Below are 19,795 nucleotides of genomic sequence, written 5' to 3' on the forward strand. Positions count from 1 at the left end.
GCTTACATAATCTGACTGGCCTAAAAATGTGCTACTAAGTCATAATAAATTACAGAAAATTTCCTGCTGGAACATCTGGTCGCGAATCTTTGTGTATTTTTGACGTAAAGAGAAACGCGATGATTTGTACTCGAATCACTTTCCTGTTTGCCCTGTCCATATTGCTGAGTATTCAGGGGACGTACGCTCAGCAGGCGCATGTCAATCTGGATTGGAATCCTCAAAAAAATACGCAGAATCTGATTCCATTTGGGGCAAGTGTTATTTCACCCGACGTGCGTGATGACCGAACTGTTACATTTCGCCTTAAAGCGCCCGATGCAAAGCAGGTGATGCTGACGGGTGGCCCAATCTTACTGGCTCTCTCGGCCAAAAATCCAATCCCTTTTAAAAAAGATAACGATAGCCTCTGGACACTCACCGTTGGACCCGTAAAGCCGGATATTTACGTCTATAAGTTTATCATCGACGGCGTAACAGTACCCGACCCAAACAATACGTTGACGGGCTTCAACGATCAGCCGGGCTATAGTAATCTGGTCGTTCCGGGCGATGGGCCAGCCTATTACGATGCCAAATCAGTACCGCATGGAGCCGTAACACGGCATGTTTATCATTCCAGCGTATTGGATGGCGAGCGTGAAATGTACGTGTATACGCCCCCCGGTTATTCGCCCAAAAAGAAGTACCCGGTCCTGTATCTGATGGGTGGAAGTGGCGAACTGGCTTCGGGCTGGGCCCTCGACGGCCGGGCCAACTTCATTGCCGATAATTTGCTGGCTGAGGGCAAAATGGTTCCGATGATTATTGCCATGCCGAACAATCAGGTTGTTCACCGCAGCGATCCGAACCACACTACCAAGACCTTTCCGCTATTAGAGGATGAGTTGAAAACACAGATTATTCCCTTCGTCGATAAAACGTACAGCACCATCACCACCAGGAAAGGTCGGGCCCTGTCGGGCTTGTCGATGGGTGGGCGGCACACACAACTAGTTGGCCTGAAAAATCTGGATTTGTTCAGCTCCTTCGGGATCCTGAGTGCAGGGGATGTAGATAGCGAAACGGCAAGTGCTGCTTTTCTGAACGATCCATCGGCCAACCAGAAGGTCGATTACTTACTGGTAGGACAGGGCACTAATGAAGCGAATGCCCCGATTGGCAAGCGGGTCATTGCCCTGCACGACGCTCTCCAAAAACATAATATCAAGCACGAGTACTACGTCGGGGGCGACGGCGCCCATGACTGGGGCACCTGGCGGCATCTGCTGTATTACAAACTGCTGCCCAACCTGTGGCGAAGCAAATAAAATTTTCTAAACCATCTCTATTCCTTACGTATGATAACTTTACATAGCTCCCGCAGCTTTTTGCTGCTTCTATTTGCATCGTTGGTGGCTCCGCTGGCCATGGCGCAAATGCAGCAGCAGCGAACGCCCAATGATACCCTGAAATCGCCAAAAGTGCTGGACGATAAGCGGGTTATGCTTCAGATTTACGCACCCAAAGCGACGGAGGTAACGGTGGGTGGCGACTTTCTATCGACTCCAAAGCCGCTCAGCCTGACCAAAAATGATCAGGGCGTATGGTCGGTGATGATTGGTCCGCTAAAACCTGACTACTACTCATACACCTTAATGGTGGATGGTGTACGGACCATGGATCCTAAGAATCCGGTGATTAAACAGGGTATTAGCAGCTTAGAGAATATGATGGCCGTAACTGGCCCGGAAACGGCATTTGAAGACAATCGGGCTGTACCTCATGGCGAAGTGCGAGAAGTTTGGTACTCGTCTAATACGTTGGGTATGATGCGCCGGATGCATGTATACACCCCACCCGGCTACGAAAAAGGCACGACGAAATACCCTGTCTTTTATCTGCTTCACGGTGGCGGAGACGACGATTCGGGCTGGAATACAATCGGGCGGTCCGGGTTTATTCTGGATAACCTGATTGCCGCCGGAAAGGCCAAACCCATGATTGTGGTGATGCCTAACGGCAGTATGCCGCTGCCTCCTTCAACAGGTATGCCCAATCCGCAGATGATGAACCAGATGCGTGATCTGTTTTCCAGCGAACTTCTGAAGGACGTAATGCCTAATGTAGAGAAAAATTACCGTACGCTGACCAGTGCAGAGAACCGAGCCATTGCGGGGCTGTCGATGGGAGGATTTCAAACGTTGGACGTAACGCTGACCCGTCCTGAGCTATTCAATTACGTAGGTGTGTTCAGCTCCGGCTTTTTCGGCGCTACGGCTGATGAAGCCGATACGAAATACGCGAAAGTGCTCAACGATCCTAACTTTAACAAAGGCAAAAAACTGTTTTGGGTGAGTATCGGTAAAGATGATTTTGTGATGGAAGCCAACAAAAAGACGCTGGCACTGCTCGATAAACACAACATCAAATATCAGTACAAAGAATCGTCGGGCGGTCATACGTGGGTCAACTGGCGGCAATATCTGAATGAATATACGCCGATGCTGTTCAAATAGGGTGACGGTTTAAACGTTTGAGAATAAGTTGAAAATAAGTGTTTTTGTCATTCCGACGAAGGAGGAATCTTAAATTTTCCTCTCCTGAATAGTAGGGAGATTTAAGATTCCTCCTTCGTCGGAATGACAAAGTTGTTTATAGACCGACCTACCGTACATGAAAAGACGCGCCTTTTTAAAGAATACCTCCACCGCGGGTTTGGTAGCCCTGGTTACCCCGGCAGGAATCATTGAAATCAATCGAAAACAAAGTGCGCTGGAGGGCAAAGCGGCTGACTCCCTGGTCGATGCCTTTGTGAATCCTCCCATGTCGGCGCGGGCGCAGGTCTGGTGGCACTGGATGAATGGCAACGTAACGGCCGATGGCATCACCCGCGATCTGGAAGCCATGAAACAAATCGGGCTGGGTGGTTTCCAGAATTTCGATGCTGGTACGGGGATTCCAAAAGGGCCGGTTGTTTATTTAAGTCCGGAGTGGCTCAGCCTGAAGCAGCATGCCATGAAAGAGGCTGATCGACTGGGGCTGGAGTTTACCATGCACAATTGCCCCGGCTGGTCGTCGAGTGGCGGGCCCTGGATTACGCCCGAACTGGCCATGCAGGAAGTGACCTGGAGCGAAACCTACGTAACAGGTGGTCAGGCCATAACAGCGACCATTCCCAAACCGGTAAGCAAACTTAATTATTACCGCGAAGTTGCCGTGTTGGCTTATCCGTCGCTACCCGGCGAATTGCCTTTAACGGCCTTAGTGAGCAAACTATCCGCCAACGGTAATGCGGAAGCCCTGTCGGCTGAGCAATTGGCCGGAGCCGAAGGAATAACGGTTCAATCTGCTACCGATGGCCAGCCTGCTTACGTACTGCTTGAGCTTAAAGAACCTTACGAAGCCCGTTCGATTACCTTCGCCAGTAAACCTGTGGGGAAAATGACCTCAGGCGGTGGCGGTTTTGGAGGAGGGCCACAACTGACGCTGGAAGCCTCCGACGACGGCACCCAATTCCGTAAAGTCGCCACAGGCAGTGCCGGGCGTTCGCCGGAAGAGGCACAAACGCTGATTGAGTTTGCCCCCACAAAAGCCAGATACTTCCGCATTACGTCGCCCGGTGCCCGGCATTTTTCACAACTCCGATTTTCGGACGCTGCCCGACTGGCTGACTGGCGTCGAAAAACCGACAATACGTTCGGGGTAATGGGCGTAACCAATGATTCGGAAGAGGCTGATAAAGCAGCTATCGATTCAGCTTCACTTGTCGACGTAACGAAATTTTTGGACAAAGAGGGTGTATTGCGCTGGAATGCACCCGCTGGCAACTGGACTATTTTGCGGGTCGGCTATACACCAAAAGGTGAACTCAACCGGTCTGCCCCCGATACAGGGATCGGGCTGGAATGTGATAAATACAACCCGGCAGCCATTGATTTCCACTTCAATAAAATGATGGAAAATCTGCTGCCGACGCTGAAGCCACTTGCCCAGAAAGGAAAAGTTGGTTTACTGATTGACAGCTATGAGGTCGGGATGCAAAACTGGACCGCGCAGCTTCCGCAGGAATTTCAGAAACGCGTGGGCGATTCATTAATAGCGTATCTGCCCGCGCTCACCGGACGTATTGTGGGTGATGTTGACCGGACAGAACGATTTCTGTGGGATTTTCGTCGGGTGTTGGCCGATCTGATGGCTGATAACTACTATGCCCGGTTTACGGAATTATGCCACCAGCATGGAATTGTTTCGTATGCTGAACCGTATGACCGGGGACCAATGGAAGAAATGCAGGTTGGGTCGCGCGTTGACGTAAACATGGGCGAATTCTGGCACGGGCTGTCGTCGTTGTTTCAAAACAACCTGACCATGCACCGAACTACCAAGCTGGCGGCTTCCATTGCACATATCAACGGTAAAAAGGCGGGTGGGGGCACACCTACCAGTCCGCAGATTGTTGGTGCGGAAGCGTTCACTGGCGAACCCGGATCGGCCCGCTGGCAGGAGTATCCATTCGGTATGAAAGCCTTGGGCGACAAGATGTTCACGCAGGGGTTGAACCGGATTATTTTTCACCGTTACGCTCACCAGCCGCACCCAACTGCTGTGCCGGGCATGACCATGGGACCGTGGGGCATCCACTTCGACCGAACCGTTACGTGGTGGAATCAGGGTCGGGCCTGGCTCGATTACCTGGCCCGTTGCCAAAGCCTGTTGCAGCAAGGGCTGTTTGTAGCTGACCTGGCCTATTTCACCGGCGAAGAGGGCAATCAGTACACCAAAGTTGAACCCCACGAACTGACACCGACACCGCCCCAGAATTATGATTATGACCTGATTAACGGCGAAACAGTACTCAAACACGCTCGTATTCAGAATGGTAATCTGACATTGCCAGATGGTATGAGTTATCGGATACTAGTGCTTCAGGATCATAAAGCTCTGAGTTTACAGCTACTTCGAAAAGTACGCGATTATGTAAAAGATGGTCTGGTTTTAGTAGGGGCAAAGCCTGAAACAACGCTGGGCTTACACCGGCATTCAGAGGGTTATACGGAGTTCCGACAAATCGTGACTGAACTTTGGGGGACAATCAACGGCACATCTGTTACCGGAAACAAGCTCGGTAGAGGACGCGTATTCTGGGGAGCGCCCATACTCACGGTGCTGAATACGCTGGCGATCAAACCGGATATGGAAGTGTCGTCCCGTTCCGGGGATGCGCCGATTACGTGGATACACCGGCGCGTAGGTGAAGCGCATGTGTATTTTCTGGCCAACCAGCGACGGACGCACGAAGAAACCGTCTGCACGTTCCGGATAGCGGGTAAACAGCCTGAACTGTGGGATGCTTCCACCGGAAAAATGACTCCTCTTTCGGTGTATGAAACACAGGCTGGCCAAACCCGGGTTGCCCTGCAATTCGATCCGGCCGGTTCATTCTTTGTCGTTTTCCGGTCGCCGTCGAACAAGCAGATGCAGGGGGTATTGAAAGGTGCCGAAATGGTTTTGAGCGTTAAGCCCTTTCCCCTGCCAGCGCGTAAACTGTACAAAGACGTTAGTGCTAATTTTACCATTAGTCTGTGGGCCAAACCTGAGCTAAACGTAATGCTGGCCCCCAACGGTTTTCTGGAACACGTAAAAGAACCCTGGACGGATTATTACGCTATTTATCCGCCTTCGGGAACAGAGTTGTATGGCAATGGCCATGCTACCTGCGGGTTAACGATCGGGCGAAATGGCGTAGCGGTCTGGGAACGTACTTCAGGTAAACCGACGTTCCGCATGGCAGCTGCAACGGCTATCTCGGGCTGGAGTCATGTGGCGCTGGTTTATAAAGAAGGCGTACCAGCTGTGTACGTAAATGGTAAACTGATTCAACAGGGGAAAGCAGGCGGCAGTACCGTACATCCGGGGCTGGGACAAGCGTACTTAAGCGACGGCGCTTCATTTTATAACGGCGACATGACTGAACCTCAACTGCTTACTGAAGCAGTATCGGAGGAACGTATTCGGCAACTGGTAACGCAGAAACCTCCTGAAACAGCGTCTATGCTCGGTGTTGAGATTACCGCTCATGGAAAGTCTGGATTGCTCTTCTGGCAGAATGGCCCGTACAAACTGCGGGATAATGCGGGTCGGGACACGGCGCTGACTGTAGCTGGTTTAAGCCAGCCGATGGAGCTAACAGGGAGCTGGCAGGTCCGTTTTCCGCCCAATTTAGGTGCTCCTGAACAGATTACGCTATCCCGGTTGATTCCTCTCAATACCCATGAGCAGGATGGGGTAAAGCACTTTTCAGGTACCGCTACGTACATCAAGGAGTTTCAGGTACCCGCTTCTTTGTTGCCGGGATCGTCGGGCAGGCGGGTGTTTCTGGACTTAGGTCGTGTCGAGATTCTGGCCAGTGTACGGGTCAATGGCAAAGACCTCGGTACGCTCTGGAAACGGCCGTACCGGCTCGATGTTACGGAGGCTGTAAAATCAGGCGCTAATACGCTGGAAATCACCGTGACGAACCTCTGGCCGAACCGCCTGATTGGCGATGAGTACGTACCCGACCCCGACAAGTTTACACCGGGCGGTGGTGCAGGTGGTTTTGCCAGCCTGAGCAACGGAGCCATCGTGGAATTGCCTGCCTGGTATAAGGAGGGCAAACCCAAACCTGCCGACGGCCGCGTTACGTTTACAACCTGGAAACACTACAACAAAGATTCTCCACTGCTGGATTCTGGCCTGATCGGGCCGGTTGTGTTGCGCGTAGCGGAGCAGAGATTGCTAAGTTAACGTTTGTCATCCTGTCGAAAGAAGCCTGACAAAAAATATGAATCCGGAAAAGAACAAATCAACCTATTCTATGAGAACAAGAAGCGTTACCCTCGGACTATTGAGCCTGCTGTCAGCAACGGCGGCTCTGGGTCAGAACTGGACTGAAACGAAGGTCGGTAACTGGACCAAAGTCACTAATAAAGGCGGACAAACCATTGGCTATTCGACTTCGTCGGGTGTGAAGTTGCTGACCGATAAAGGGTTTGCCTTTAAAGACCTGAACAAAAACGGTAAGCTGGACAAATACGAAGACTGGCGCCTGTCGGCCGACGAGCGGGCGAAAGATCTGGCTTCGAAAATGACCATCGATCAGATTGCCGGATTGATGCTCTACAGCCGACATCAGCCCATTCCAGCGGCTGCAGGCGGTCCATTTGCAGGTACGTATGGCGGAAAAGTGTTTGCGCAGAGTGGCGTAAAGCCGTCCGATCTGTCGGATCAGCAAAAGGAATTCCTGACGAACGACAATCTGCGGCACGTACTCATTACGTCGGTTCAAAGTCCGGAAGCAGCTGCCGAATGGAACAATAATGCACAGGCACTGGTCGAAGGCATTGGCATGGGTATTCCCATCAACAGCAGCTCGGACCCCCGACATGGTACGCGGGCAGATGCTGAATACAACGCGGGCGCGGGCGGGGCGATCTCGATGTGGCCGGGCTCCCTGGGCTTAGCCGCTACGTTCAACCCTGAGGCTGTAAAACGCTTTGGGCAGATTGCCGCCACCGAATACCGCGCACTGGGTATTGCAACCGCTCTGTCGCCACAGGTCGATCTGGCAACTGACCCTCGCTGGAACCGCGTGAGTGGTACGTTTGGCGAAGACCCACAACTGGCAACCGATATGGCCCGGGCTTATATCGATGGTTTCCAGACTTCATTCGGCGCCAATGAGATTACGGGCGGATGGGGGTATCACAGCGTTAATGCGATGGTAAAACACTGGCCGGGTGGCGGTTCGGGCGAAGGTGGCCGCGATGCACACTACGGGTACGGAAAATACGCAGTGTATCCGGGTAAGAATTTTGAAACGGCTTTTCTTCCCTTTCTCAATGGCGCGTTTAAGCTGAACGGTAAAACGGGGATGGCCTCGGCCGTAATGCCATACTACACCATCTCGTACGGCCAGGACAAAAAATACGGCGAGAATGTGGGCAACAGCTACAGCAAATACATCATCCACGACTTGCTACGTACCAAGTACAAATATGACGGTGTGGTATGCACCGACTGGTTGATTACGGCCAACGAAACGGCCGTGGATGTATTTCTGACAGGTAAATCCTGGGGCGTCGAGAAGCTGACAGTTGCCGAGCGGCACTACAAAATCCTGATGAATGGTGTCGACCAGTTTGGTGGGAATAACGAATCTGGCCCCGTTATGGAAGCCTATAAAATGGGCGTGAAAGATCATGGCGAAACGGCCATGCGTGCCCGGTTCGAGCAATCGGCGGTTCGGCTGTTGCGGAATATTTTCCGGGTTGGGTTGTTTGAAAATCCGTATCTGGACCCGCAGGTAGCGCAAAAAGCGGTGGGTACGCCCGAGTTCATGAAAGCGGGTTATCGGACTCAGCTCGAATCGGTGGTGATGCTGAAGAATAAAGCGAAAGCCCTGCCGCTCACCAAAGGCAAAACGGTTTACGTACCAAAACGGTTTACTCCTGCCGGCCGTAACTTTCTGGGTATGGAAACCCCTGAAAAGATGGAGTACCCGGTTAGTCTGAACATCGTGAAAAAATACTTCAACGTAACGGATAATCCGGCGGAAGCCGATTATGCGCTGGTGTTTATCCAGAGTCCCAATTCGGGCGGAGGCTACAACAGCGCTGATGCCAAAGCAGGTGGCACAGGCTACGTTCCGGTCAGTCTGCAATACGGCGATTACACAGCGAAGGGCACCCGCGATCCGAGCATGGCTGGTGGCGATCCGATGGAGACGTTCACGAACCGGACTTATAACGGCAAAACCGCGAAGACCATCAATACGACCGACCTGGGCATGGTTACGGATACGTACGCGAAAATGAACGGCAAACCGGTGATTGTCGCCTTGCAGGTCTCTAATCCAACCGTTGTGAGCGAATTTGAAAAGCAGTCGAACGCGATTCTGGCGCACTTTGGCGTGCAGGATCAGGCCTTGATGGAAATTCTGACCGGATTGCACGAGCCGTCGGCCCTGTTGCCCATGCAGATGCCGGTCGACATGAAAACGGTTGAAGCTCAGGCCGAAGATGTCCCCCGCGATATGAAATGCTACGTTGATTCGGAGGGAAATACGTATGATTTCGGTTTTGGCCTGAACTGGAAAGGCGTTATTCGCGACGCCCGCACAGCCAAGTACAAACAGTCAGTTTTAAGTTCAAAGTAACTAACGGATTCTCCATGAACTCAACCCGACGTCAGTTTTTAGGACAGCTCAGCACATTGGCGACTGTGCCATTCCTGCCGAACATAGAAGCCCTTTCGGCTCCCAGGGAGTTGTTTTTTAAAATTTCACTGGCACAGTGGTCGCTCCATCGGGCATTGCTCAAAAAGGAAACAACCACGCTCGATTTTCCGAAGCGTGCTCATCGCGATTTTGGTATATCGGCGGTTGAGTACGTCGATCAGTTTGTGAAAAACGAACCCGATTATTTGAAAGAACTGCTCAAACGTAGTCAGGATGAAGGCGTCGTCAATCACCTATTGATGATCGATACGGCAGGTAACCTGGTCGATGCCGACGCTGCCAAACGCGCTGACGCCATAAACCGACATTACGCCTGGGCTGAAGCAGCTAAATTTCTGGGCTGTAAAACCATCCGGGTGAACCTGCAGAGTAAGGATTCGGCCGACGAGGTTCGCAAACGGGCTATTGAGAGTATGGGGCGACTGGCCGAGCGGATTAAGCCATTGAACATCAACGTAGTTGCCGAAAATCACGGTGGACATTCATCCGACGGAAGCTGGATGGCGTCGGTAGCCAAAGCGGTTAGTATGTCCAATTGTGGGTTACTGCCTGATTTTGGAAATTTCTGTCGGTCACACGACTGGGGAAGCACCGAAAAAGCCTGCGACCGACCTTATGATCGCTACAAAGGCGTAACCGAAATGCTGCCGTATGCAAAAGGTGGAGTCAGCGCTAAAAGTTACGGATTCAACGCACAGGGAAAAGAAACAAAAATCGATTACGGCCGAATGCTGAAACTGGTGAAAGACGCCGGTTTCAACGGCTACATCGGTGTTGAGTTTGAGGGCGAAGGCATGGCCGAAGACGAAGGTATTCGCCGAACGAAGGCGCTGCTCGAAACCATCGGCAGCAAGATTGCTTAGCACGTAAAATAATCCCGGAAACGAGCAACCGTTACGCTCGTTTCCGGGAGCTATTGACTACATGCCTGAGCTACCACCTACTTTAGTCACCATACTGCTGGTAGTAAACGTAGTGGATTGTGTTCCGGCGTTGTAGGTTCCACTTGTGTAAAGTCCGTTCACGTGTGTGCCGCCCGTTACGCTGCCGCCTGTAAACACTTTGTACGTTTTGCTCTGCTTCAGTTTGGGGCTGGAAAAGAGCATGGTTGTGTACGTTTTTGGAATCAGAAATGTCAGGGCTTCGGCACCATCGCTCGACTGAATATTAATCAGTTGATTGGCCGTTCCTCCACCAAGTATGGCAGATGGCTGCGTGCTCACACTCGCGGTGGGGGTACTGGTCGCGCCACCGATGCCGACCATAAATCCGCCCGTAATTTTAAACCTATTGCGGTCACAGTCAAAGCCTTCTTCGGGCGAAGCGGCCCCAACCGAGACGATTTTCCCGCCCGTTACGGTAATCTGACCGTTAGAATCAATACCGTCATTATTGGTTGCGTAAGCGTAAATTACTCCGCCGTTGATGTAGATAAACGTACCGGCGTTGATCCCGTCGTCTTTCGTTTTTGCAACAATCGTACCATTGTTGATGGTTAGTACGCTCTTACTCTCAATACCTTCGCCCGCGCTCGACGTTACGTTGATCGTGCCACCGTTGATGGTCAGATACGGGTCAATCGTGTTGTCGGTGTCATACGTAGCGGCAATGCCTTTATCAACCACATTGATCGTGAACGTACCATTGTTAATTACGATATACCCTTCTTCACACTGGATGCCATCGCCCGATGTCGTCATTGTCACCGCACCACCGTCGGCTATAAACGCATCATTCGTATGGATACCATCCGATACCGCACTTGTTATGGTAATGGCTCCGCTGATGATCCGGACGTAATCGTCGCTGCAAATGGCGTGTTTGTAATTGCCTTTCAGACTCAGCCTACCAGTACCGCTAAAGATCAATTGCCCTTCACTAAACAGGGTGGCCTTCATGTCTTCGGTGCTGCTGGTTGGATAGGCTGCACCATCGGTCAGCGTATTGGTCGTGTTGTCAGCGAGTACAACAAACGCCCGTTTGCTCGACTGAATGTTAATGGCCGGGCCGTCGGTATTCGTAATGTTGACGCCGTTTAGGGTAAGCTTAAATTTCTTGTCGCTATAAATTTTAACCGACCCATTCGTCGTCGTTCCCGACAGTTGATACTCAACTTCGGCAACCGTGGCGTTGATCACTACATCACCATTGGTTTCCGTTATCGTTACCCCTTTGCCTGACAGTGGATTCGTAATACTTACGGTACTCCCAAAATTGATGGCGACAATTGAAGAGAACGTAGCGTTGGCCACTAAATCTTCTTCATCGGCGGCAGTTCCGGTATTTCCTTCCTTCGTGGCCGACGAGGTGGTTGTACTATCAATAACAAGGGAACTGCCCGTCGTTGTTGTCGAGGTCGACGGCGTCGTCGTTGTACCGCCCGGCGTTACGTTGTCGTCGGTTTTAGAACAGGCAAAAAATGTGGCTAATGCCAGTAGATAGACAGCACTAAGCCCTATGGATCGCCCTGGTCCTGCTTTCTCCAGGCGGCTTTCAAAACCTCTGGTCAGAAATCTATTTCGTTTCGTGGTCATTTATTAATCATTAGCTTTTAACTAATTATTAATACGCCGACGAACTGCAGGCCGTTGCTCAGATTGAAAATTTTGAGGTGAATGATCAGATAATATCGATGAACCGAAAAAAGAATTGCCAGAAGCAACGGTTATTTGCCCGCTTTTTCGAGGAAAGGTCTTGGGTCAAAAAGCACCTTGAGCGATTTTATCTTTCCGTCTTCAACCTGATACCAGCCACAACCGAAAATAGTTTTACCGCTCATAGTCAGGTCATATAGCAGACAGACATCATTGCCATCGGCAAAGGCTTTTTTGATGGCATATTTCAGCTTCATATGCTCCATATCCTGAAAGTAAGCATCTCCGCTATCCCGCGAGCCCAGTACACCCACGAACGACATGTCGTCTGCTACGTAGCTGCGTCCCTTTTTGAAATCTTCGTCGTTGATTGCCTGTACGCAGGCCAGCACAACTTCTTTTGCATCGTTTGCCATTGTTCAAACTAGATTGACTGGTTCTTATATAAATAACCGGAGTCTACAAAGCTATGTTTAGGCAGGAGTATTTTCCTGCCAGAATAGCCTCATAAACTCCGGTTACCTTACCCGTAAATCATTACCGATTACTTGCCAATCGTGATTTCCTTTTCCTTGTAACCACCCCGCGTTGAGAGCAGCTTGACTTTCGCTTTAACGGGTCCCGGTTGATTGAGCTTTACGTGAAATGTGGCTTCTTTTTTCTCGCCAACGTTCGTATAGCCGGCATAAACGGTTTTATCAACCAGTTCGGGTTGAGTAATGATCACTTTGGCGTCTTTAAATCCTTTCAATAGGGCTTTGTCGATATCCAGCATAACGCGGTCTTCCTGCACCATCTTCACGCGCTTGGCCTGTTCGAGCGCAACCGGAAGTTTACCCGAATTTGTCCAGGTGGCTTTCACTTCGTATTCATTATTTGCCAATGGCTTCACCGTTACGTCGGTCAGCTCAATTTGAGGGAGTTCTTTCGCCATGGCCAGGTTAAAGCGGGATTCTTTTGAAATCCAGTTTTCCAATTGCCAGGCTGGTCCGTTCTGCGCAAAGAATTTGGGATGAAAGCCCCCGATTTCGACCGCGCCCAACTGCGGATGCGTAAATTTGGTCCAGAGCTTAAAGCCCCGTTTGCCATTGGCTTCATCGTCCCACATCAGGCCGTCGTACTCGTCATAATCACCGTCGCCATCGTAATCTTTCATAGCGCCACCGTTCCAGAGCTCATCGCCATACCAGACCGCTCCGTATTGAAAATAACCGAAATCAGGGCCGTGACCAAAGAGTGGTTCGGGCTTGGTCGGGTCGCCGGTTACGCGGTTGATTTTGTTACGTGTGTTATACACATCATACACATCGCCTGCCCAGGGGTAGTTGGTAAATGAAAGACCCAGGCTGTCCATGTGTTTGTAAATGGCCAGATCAGGCGGAAACATACTTTCGGCGCTGGCCGAGGTGGAGGGCGGGCGAAGGTGCATCGGTACGCGGGTGTCCATTGAGTTGACAACCGTAATATTCGGATGACCCATCAGCCAGACGAACGTAGCGCGTGTTTCGGGCTCGCTGAGCGGATACTCACTGGCACCTCCCTGTGTATATCCCCGACTCGTAAAATCACCCCCCTGATCGGGACGCCAGTTTTCGGGGTAATTGCGGTGGTTGTCGAGGCCGCCTATTCCATCTTCATTGTATTTACCGTCGCCATCATTATCAATTCCTTCGGTATATACCAGATAATCGCCCTGTCCGGCCTGAACGCGCTTCATCAGGCGCCCCTGTTTATCTTTCGAATCAATGACGTAATCGGCTTTTTCCAGTTCCTCTTTTGTCGTTGCCTTCTTCCGAATCTGGTAAATAATACCGTCGCCGTCGAGGTCATCTTCGGCATCCTCATCAAACAGGCCGTCCCGATCATCGTCGCGGGGACGCATGGAACTGCGATTGCGCTGAGCTGTAAACAGATACATCGTGGCCCCGTCAGGATTGTTCTGCGGACGCAGGTAAATCGTTTTGGTATCCAGCAGTTTCGTAATCGATGCATCCTTGCCGTAATTGTCGAGCAAATGTTTGGCGAGCCACAAAACGGCTTCGCTGCTGGTCACTTCACCACTGTGTCGGCCACCTTCAAAATACGCAGCGGGTTTATCGGTATGCTTGCCTGTTTTCTTGTTGGTGAGCGTCATTTGCAGAATGGGCCGTCCTTCGTAGCTCTTCGCAACCTCGTATATGTCAACCAGATTGGGATACTGCTCGGCCCATTTGCGGCACCAGTTGTACATCACATCGGGCGTGTGGTACGTATCGAACGTAAGCGTCGAACCGGGCTGGTATTGAACGTCTTTAAACTGATGTTTTTTGAAAAAGCTGATGCCGTGTCGATCTCCTTTTACCGTGTAGAATTTCCGGGCGGTATCCTGTTCCGGCCACTTCTCTTCGGTACCGTAATAGGATTTTTGAGCGTAAAGCGTTGAGAAGCAAAGAACACTGAGTAATAACGTACTGAATTGTTTCATAGAAGATGATTGTCAACGGAAAATGAGGCCTGCTTTACTGATTACTTATAGACAGGCAATTTATTGATGCTTTTGCGTATTGCGGAAAGTAGCAAAGAATCTATTGGAAAAATCGTATAAAACCAATTTAAATGGCTATTACAGTGAATCTGTACTAAACAGATAAGATGAAGGTTAGCTGGTTGATGAATCCCCTTAGCCATTTACTAAGTCGATGACAAAAAGCCTATAACTTCGCTTAACTTTACGTAAAGCATCTTCCCTAAACCGCAGTATCCATGAAACCGTATCTCTTACTACTTACTGCCTGCTTGTTTTGCACCAGAATATGGGCGCAGGCCGATGTGCAGAAACGCTATCAGACTAAATTGATCATGGCTGACGACGGTAGCACCATCGATCTCGATCAGGGGACGTTTACCTTCACGAGCACGTTGTCGTTGCAGGATAAAAAGCGAATTGTCATTCGGGGAAAAGGGATCGATAAAACCATCTTAAGCTTTAAAGGCCAGACCGATGGCGCCGAAGGGCTGCGGGTGTCGAATGGCGAAAATATAGTCATCGAAAACCTGACCGTACAGGACAGCAAGGGCGATGGCATTAAAACCATGAACGTCAAAGGCATTACGTTCCATAACGTGAAAGTGGAATGGACCGGCGATCCCAAAGCAACGAACGGCGGGTATGGACTTTATCCGGTGCAGTGCGACAACGTACTGATTGACGGCTGTACGGCCATCGGTGCTTCCGATGCCGGAATTTATGTCGGTCAATCGCGCGGGATTGTGGTGAAGAACAGCAAAGCGTATCATAACGTAGCGGGCATCGAGATCGAAAACTCCCGTAACGCCGACGTCTTTGACAACGAAGCCTACGAAAATACGGGCGGTATTCTGGTGTTCGATCTGCCTGATCTGGTTCAGAAACAGGGCGGCAACGTGCGGGTTTTCAATAACCATGTTCACGACAACAACCTGCCCAATTTTGCTCCTGCTGGAAACATTGTTGCCAGTGTGTCAGACGGTACGGGGTTGCTGATTCTGGCGGCCAATGGGGTAGAGGTGTTCAATAATCGGTTCATCCGAAATCAAAGCGTAAACACGGGTATCATCAGCTACCTGCTGACCGAACTGCCGATCAAAGACAAAGCCTATTACCCATTTTCGACGGCGGTTTCAATTCACGATAATGTGTATGAGCGTAATCCCGGACCGGCTAGCTCCCGCGGTCGATACGGCAATATTTTCAAGGAAATTCTGAAAGACGGGCAGGATGTACCGCAGATCATTTACGATGGCATTGCCGACCCTGCTACGTTCGATAAGGACGGTAAACCACTGGCCGACAAACGTATCTGCATACGTAACAACAAGAATCAGAGCATTGTAAATCTGGATGCCGGTCGTGGTTTTAAAAACGTTTCGCTCGATGCCGCTCCGTTCGACTGCCAGCTGACCCCCTTAAAGCAAACAGCTGGGATAACCCGCTAAGCAAATGCGTACGTACCTGCTCGGGAGTTTGTTGCTGCTGGTGGGCTGGCTAACCCTGGTCGGCTGGCAAACGGTCGCTATTCCCGAAAAACTGTCAGAATATCGGTTTTTTGAGGGAAATCCAGCCAGTCAGCAACCGGCGGCCGGCGTAGTGCCTTACGCGCTCAATACGCCTTTATTTTCAGATTATGCCGAAAAACTACGGTTTATAAAGCTGCCTGCCGGGCAATCCGTGGCCTATAACGATACGGCTGTGCTGAACTTTCCGGTTGGCACGACGCTCATCAAAACGTTTTATTTTCCAGTCGATTTTCGCAACCCGGCAAAAGGCCGAAGACTGATCGAAACACGGTTGCTGGTTCATCAGCCGGAAGGCTGGAAAGCCTTCGACTACGTCTGGAACGACGAACAGACCGATGCTTTTCTGGAAGTGGCGGGCGATACCAAAACGGTTCAGTACGTTGATCGTGCCGGGCAAACTCGCCAGCATGCGTATATGATTCCGAACCTGAATCAATGCAAAGGCTGCCATAACCGCAACGAAGTGATGACGCCCATCGGTCCCTCAGTGCGGCAACTCAATGGCGAAGTAGCATACCGAACGGAGGGCACCAAAGAAAATCAGCTTACACGCTGGCAACGAACGGGTATGCTTCGGAATTTGCCTGCTCTGGAAAAATGCCCCAAAACCCCCGTCTGGGATAAACCCGAAACCGGCTCACTCAACGACCGGGCGCGTGCCTGGCTCGACATCAACTGCGCGCATTGTCACAACCCCCATGGCCCGGCCATGACCTCCGGTTTAAACCTGAGTATTTCGGAGACGGATCCTACGGCGCTGGGAATACTCAAATCGCCCGTGGCTGCCGGACGTGGCTCGGGGGGCATCAATTCGACATTGTCCCCGGCAAACCTGACGAATCCATACTTATCTACCGACTGCACTCGATCGACCCCGGCGAGATGATGCCTGAACTTGGGCGTAAAACCGTACATACCGAAAGCCTAGACCTGATTCGGGACTGGATAAAAACTATGAAGTGACGTGGGCTCAACCCAGAAATTACGAGGGGGTTATATTGCAAGTGTAATATATCGATCCAGAGCCTGAAGCATGGCAAAGGCGAAAAAAAGCTATGTAGTAGGCGCATTCAAACCTGTAACTGAGAAAAAAGCCGTTTTTATTGCTTAGATTATAATTATTGACCGTGTTTAAACAAACCATTTGCTCAATGGGTTATAATATACATAAAACATACTCATATCGTTATGAAAATCGCAGTTGAGAAAGGACAGGCTAAAACATTATTGACGGATGGTGAGCATCAGGTTACCATCACACATATTGATGAAGGGACAAGCGAGCATAAAGGAATTCCATTTTTCGCAGTCCGTTTTGAGAACGAAGAAGGGTACGTATCGCACCGGTTTTATCAGTCACAGGCTGGTATGCCCGCAATCATCGGTTTGTTTGAGATGGCGGGAATTGATGTAAAAGAAGGGAAAGAACTCGATACCAAGCAGTTGATTGGCAAAGAGGTCACGATTGAGGTTGGCGAACGGGCTTATAATGATCCCGAAACCGGAAACGAACGTACTCTGAAGCAGGCCGTAAATTTTCTGGTCAGCTAATCCGAATTTATGTCGTGCTAAAAGCTCTGGTCTTCATCAGAGCTTTTTTGTGCCTGAAGCAGCGGGCAGAATCGCACCGAACGTATCGGGTTATTTGCTAAGTTGCATCACCGATACAACCTCCACTTCACGCAGTCTGATGAAACAGTTTTTGCCTGCCCTTCTCCTTGTGGCGTCTGCTGTTGGCGCTCAGCCAATACCCAATCGTACAGCGGCACACGTAACAACGTACCAACCCCCTGTATTTACCGACGCTGAGCGGCTGAAAAGACTCGAAGCTGCTTTCCCGATTGTGGAGAAGATTTACAAAGAGGCCGCCGAAAAACGGCACTTTCCGGGTGTCGCATTCGGCATTGTGCTGGACGGAAAACTGGTGTATTCGGGGGGCGTTGGCTATACCAACGTAGCAAAGAAAATTTCGGCTACGCCCAAATCGTTGTTTCGGATTGCCTCGATGACCAAGAGCCTGACGGCGATGGCTATTCTGAAACTGCGCGATGAAGGCAAATTGCAGCTCGACGACCCCGCTGAAAAATACATCCCGGAACTGAAAAACCACAAATACCTGACGGCCGATGCCTCGCGTATCACGGTACGTAACCTGATGACCCACTCGGCCGGTTTTCCGGAAGATAACCCCTGGGGTGACCGTCAACTGGCGGATTCTGATGCTGATCTTCTCAAGCTTATTAAGGAGGGACTCACCGATTCCAATGTGCCTGGCTTAACGTACGAGTACAGTAATCTGGGATTTGCCATGCTCGGCCATATCATTAATGTTGTGTCGGGAAAACCGTATCAGCAGTACATCACCGAAACAATCCTGAAACCGCTGGGTATGAATGATACGCAGTGGGAATACAGCCGTGTACCGGCAGAGAAACTGGCCCTTGGTTACCGTTGGCAGGAGGACGGCTCGGCGAACTGGCTCGAAGAACCTCTTTTACACGATGGTTCCTACGGTGCTATGGGCGGTTTGATTACGTCTATCGAAGATTTTAGTAAGTACGTAGCACTTCATCAGGCAGCCTGGCCACCGCGTTCGGATGCCGACAATGGTCCTGTAAAACGAAGTTCGATTCGGGAGATGCAGCAGCCGTGGACATTTGCGAGCTTGTTGGCACAGGCTAAAAATTCGGCAGGTCAGCTCTGTCCTGAAGTAACGGCCTATGGCTACGGATTGAGATGGGGAAGAAATTGCAAAGGCCAGACCGGCATTGGTCATACGGGCGGGCTACCTGGTTTTGGAAGCCAGTGGCGCATCCTGACCGAGTACGGAATTGGGGTTATCTCCTATGCCAACCTGACGTATGCAGGCATGGGAGCCGTCAATGCCATGGTGCTCGATACGTTGGTGGGAATTGGAAAGTTACAGCCCCGTCAGTTGCCCGTTTCGCCTATTCTGTCGCAGCGGAAAGCCGAACTGGTGAAACTACTGCCCGACTGGACAAACGCTGAAAAGAGCGGCATCTTTGCGGAAAATTTCTTTCCCGACAAATCCGTTGCCATTCGACGGAAAACGGTGCAGGATCTATACGCCAAAGTGGGTACCATTCAACGTGTGGGTGAGTTAATTCCTGAAAATCAGCTGCGTGGCCGCTTTTTGCTGGAGGGCGACAAAGGCAATATCGACGTATTTTTTACCCTGACCCCGGAAAATCCCGCCCTAATTCAACAGCTGGATTTCCGGGAAGTAACAAAGTAGTCATGGGTCATTGAGCATTAGTTATTGTTGGTTAGTCATTGGTCATTGGCTGCCAGTAATAGTGACTATTAACTAATGACCAGTGCCCAATGACAGCGAAGTGAAATGACCAATGACAATTTTACCTAATGACGCTAATTTCTATTTCTTCCGCTACTGAACAGGACGTACCTGATTTAAACGTATTGGTCAATAGCGCTTATCGGGGCGAAAGCTCAAAAAAAGGCTGGACAAGCGAAGCCGATTTACTCGGTGGCATCCGAACCGATGAAGCGGGTCTTCAGGCTATGCTGCAAAATCCGAACGTAACGATTCTGAAATACGAAGAAGCGGGTCAGTTAGTAGGCTGCGTTTCGCTGGAAAAGAAGGGCCAAAATCTATACCTGGGCATGTTGACAGTTTCGCCGGATGCCCAGGCCAATGGCATTGGTAAACGCTTGCTGGCGGCTGCGGAACAGATTGCCATTGAGAAGCAATATCGGGCGATTACGATGACGGTTATAACGGTTCGCCACGAACTGATTGCCTGGTACGAACGGCGTGGCTATCGTGCTACGGGAGAGAAGCAGCCCTTCCCCGACGATCCGCGATTTGGCCTGCCCAAACAGCCACTGGAATTTATTGTCATGGAAAAAGTAGTGTAAGTGTGCT

The 19,795-nt window shown here is 50.7% G+C and carries 13 protein-coding genes; 10 read left to right on the forward strand and 3 right to left on the reverse strand.

Going from position 1 to position 19,795, the window contains the following annotated elements:
* Positions 1-119 precede the first annotated feature (119 nt).
* The 5 genes from LN737_RS12480 to LN737_RS12500 all read left to right on the forward strand — a co-directional run bounded on the left by LN737_RS12480 (position 120) and on the right by LN737_RS12500 (position 10,122).
* The gene (locus LN737_RS12480; protein ID WP_405519283.1) at positions 120-1,310 is read left to right on the forward strand and encodes an esterase; all 1,191 of its coding nucleotides are present in this window, start codon (positions 120-122) and stop codon (positions 1,308-1,310) included.
* A gap of 30 nt (positions 1,311-1,340) precedes the next feature.
* Positions 1,341-2,498, forward strand: a complete 1,158-nt coding sequence (locus LN737_RS12485) for an esterase (RefSeq protein WP_405519285.1) — start codon at positions 1,341-1,343, stop codon at positions 2,496-2,498.
* A gap of 157 nt (positions 2,499-2,655) precedes the next feature.
* Positions 2,656-6,768, forward strand: coding sequence for a glycosyl hydrolase (locus LN737_RS12490; protein WP_405519287.1), 4,113 nt, complete (start codon positions 2,656-2,658; stop codon positions 6,766-6,768).
* Positions 6,769-6,838: 70 nt separating this feature from the next.
* Complete coding sequence (locus LN737_RS12495) at positions 6,839-9,178, forward strand: glycoside hydrolase family 3 N-terminal domain-containing protein (protein ID WP_405519289.1); 2,340 nt, start codon at positions 6,839-6,841, stop codon at positions 9,176-9,178.
* Positions 9,179-9,192: 14 nt separating this feature from the next.
* Positions 9,193-10,122, forward strand: coding sequence for a sugar phosphate isomerase/epimerase (locus LN737_RS12500; RefSeq protein ID WP_405519291.1), 930 nt, complete (start codon positions 9,193-9,195; stop codon positions 10,120-10,122).
* 57 nt (positions 10,123-10,179) lie between these two features.
* Here LN737_RS12500 and LN737_RS12505 read toward each other — a convergent pair whose 3' ends face one another.
* The 3 genes from LN737_RS12505 to LN737_RS12515 all read right to left on the reverse strand — a co-directional run bounded on the left by LN737_RS12505 (position 10,180) and on the right by LN737_RS12515 (position 14,317).
* The gene (locus tag LN737_RS12505; RefSeq protein ID WP_405519292.1) at positions 10,180-11,793 is read right to left on the reverse strand and encodes a carbohydrate-binding domain-containing protein; all 1,614 of its coding nucleotides are present in this window, start codon (positions 11,791-11,793) and stop codon (positions 10,180-10,182) included.
* A 131-nt stretch (positions 11,794-11,924) separates the two neighbouring features.
* On the reverse strand, positions 11,925-12,269 hold the full coding sequence (locus LN737_RS12510; protein ID WP_405519294.1) for a nuclear transport factor 2 family protein: 345 nt from the start codon (positions 12,267-12,269) through the stop codon (positions 11,925-11,927).
* Between the two features lie 128 nt (positions 12,270-12,397).
* Positions 12,398-14,317: a M14 family metallopeptidase gene (locus LN737_RS12515; protein ID WP_405519296.1), complete on the reverse strand. Its 1,920-nt coding sequence runs from the start codon at positions 14,315-14,317 to the stop codon at positions 12,398-12,400.
* A 278-nt stretch (positions 14,318-14,595) separates the two neighbouring features.
* Between LN737_RS12515 and LN737_RS12520 the strand changes: the two genes are divergently transcribed.
* The 5 genes from LN737_RS12520 to LN737_RS12540 all read left to right on the forward strand — a co-directional run bounded on the left by LN737_RS12520 (position 14,596) and on the right by LN737_RS12540 (position 19,788).
* Positions 14,596-15,807: a parallel beta-helix domain-containing protein gene (locus LN737_RS12520; protein WP_405519298.1), complete on the forward strand. Its 1,212-nt coding sequence runs from the start codon at positions 14,596-14,598 to the stop codon at positions 15,805-15,807.
* Between the two features lie 4 nt (positions 15,808-15,811).
* A complete protein-coding gene (locus tag LN737_RS12525; RefSeq protein WP_405519300.1) occupies positions 15,812-16,774 on the forward strand; it encodes an SO2930 family diheme c-type cytochrome in 963 nt (320 codons plus the stop codon).
* 302 nt (positions 16,775-17,076) lie between these two features.
* Positions 17,077-17,439: a hypothetical protein gene (locus tag LN737_RS12530; RefSeq protein ID WP_405519302.1), complete on the forward strand. Its 363-nt coding sequence runs from the start codon at positions 17,077-17,079 to the stop codon at positions 17,437-17,439.
* A gap of 139 nt (positions 17,440-17,578) precedes the next feature.
* Entirely contained in the window at positions 17,579-19,144 is a 1,566-nt protein-coding gene (locus LN737_RS12535) for a serine hydrolase (protein WP_405519304.1), read from the forward strand.
* A gap of 128 nt (positions 19,145-19,272) precedes the next feature.
* The gene (locus tag LN737_RS12540) at positions 19,273-19,788 is read left to right on the forward strand and encodes a GNAT family N-acetyltransferase (protein WP_405519306.1); all 516 of its coding nucleotides are present in this window, start codon (positions 19,273-19,275) and stop codon (positions 19,786-19,788) included.
* Positions 19,789-19,795: the final 7 nt, after the last annotated feature.

The organism is Spirosoma sp. KNUC1025 (assembly GCF_045160025.1).
Taxonomy (GTDB): domain Bacteria; phylum Bacteroidota; class Bacteroidia; order Cytophagales; family Spirosomataceae; genus Spirosoma.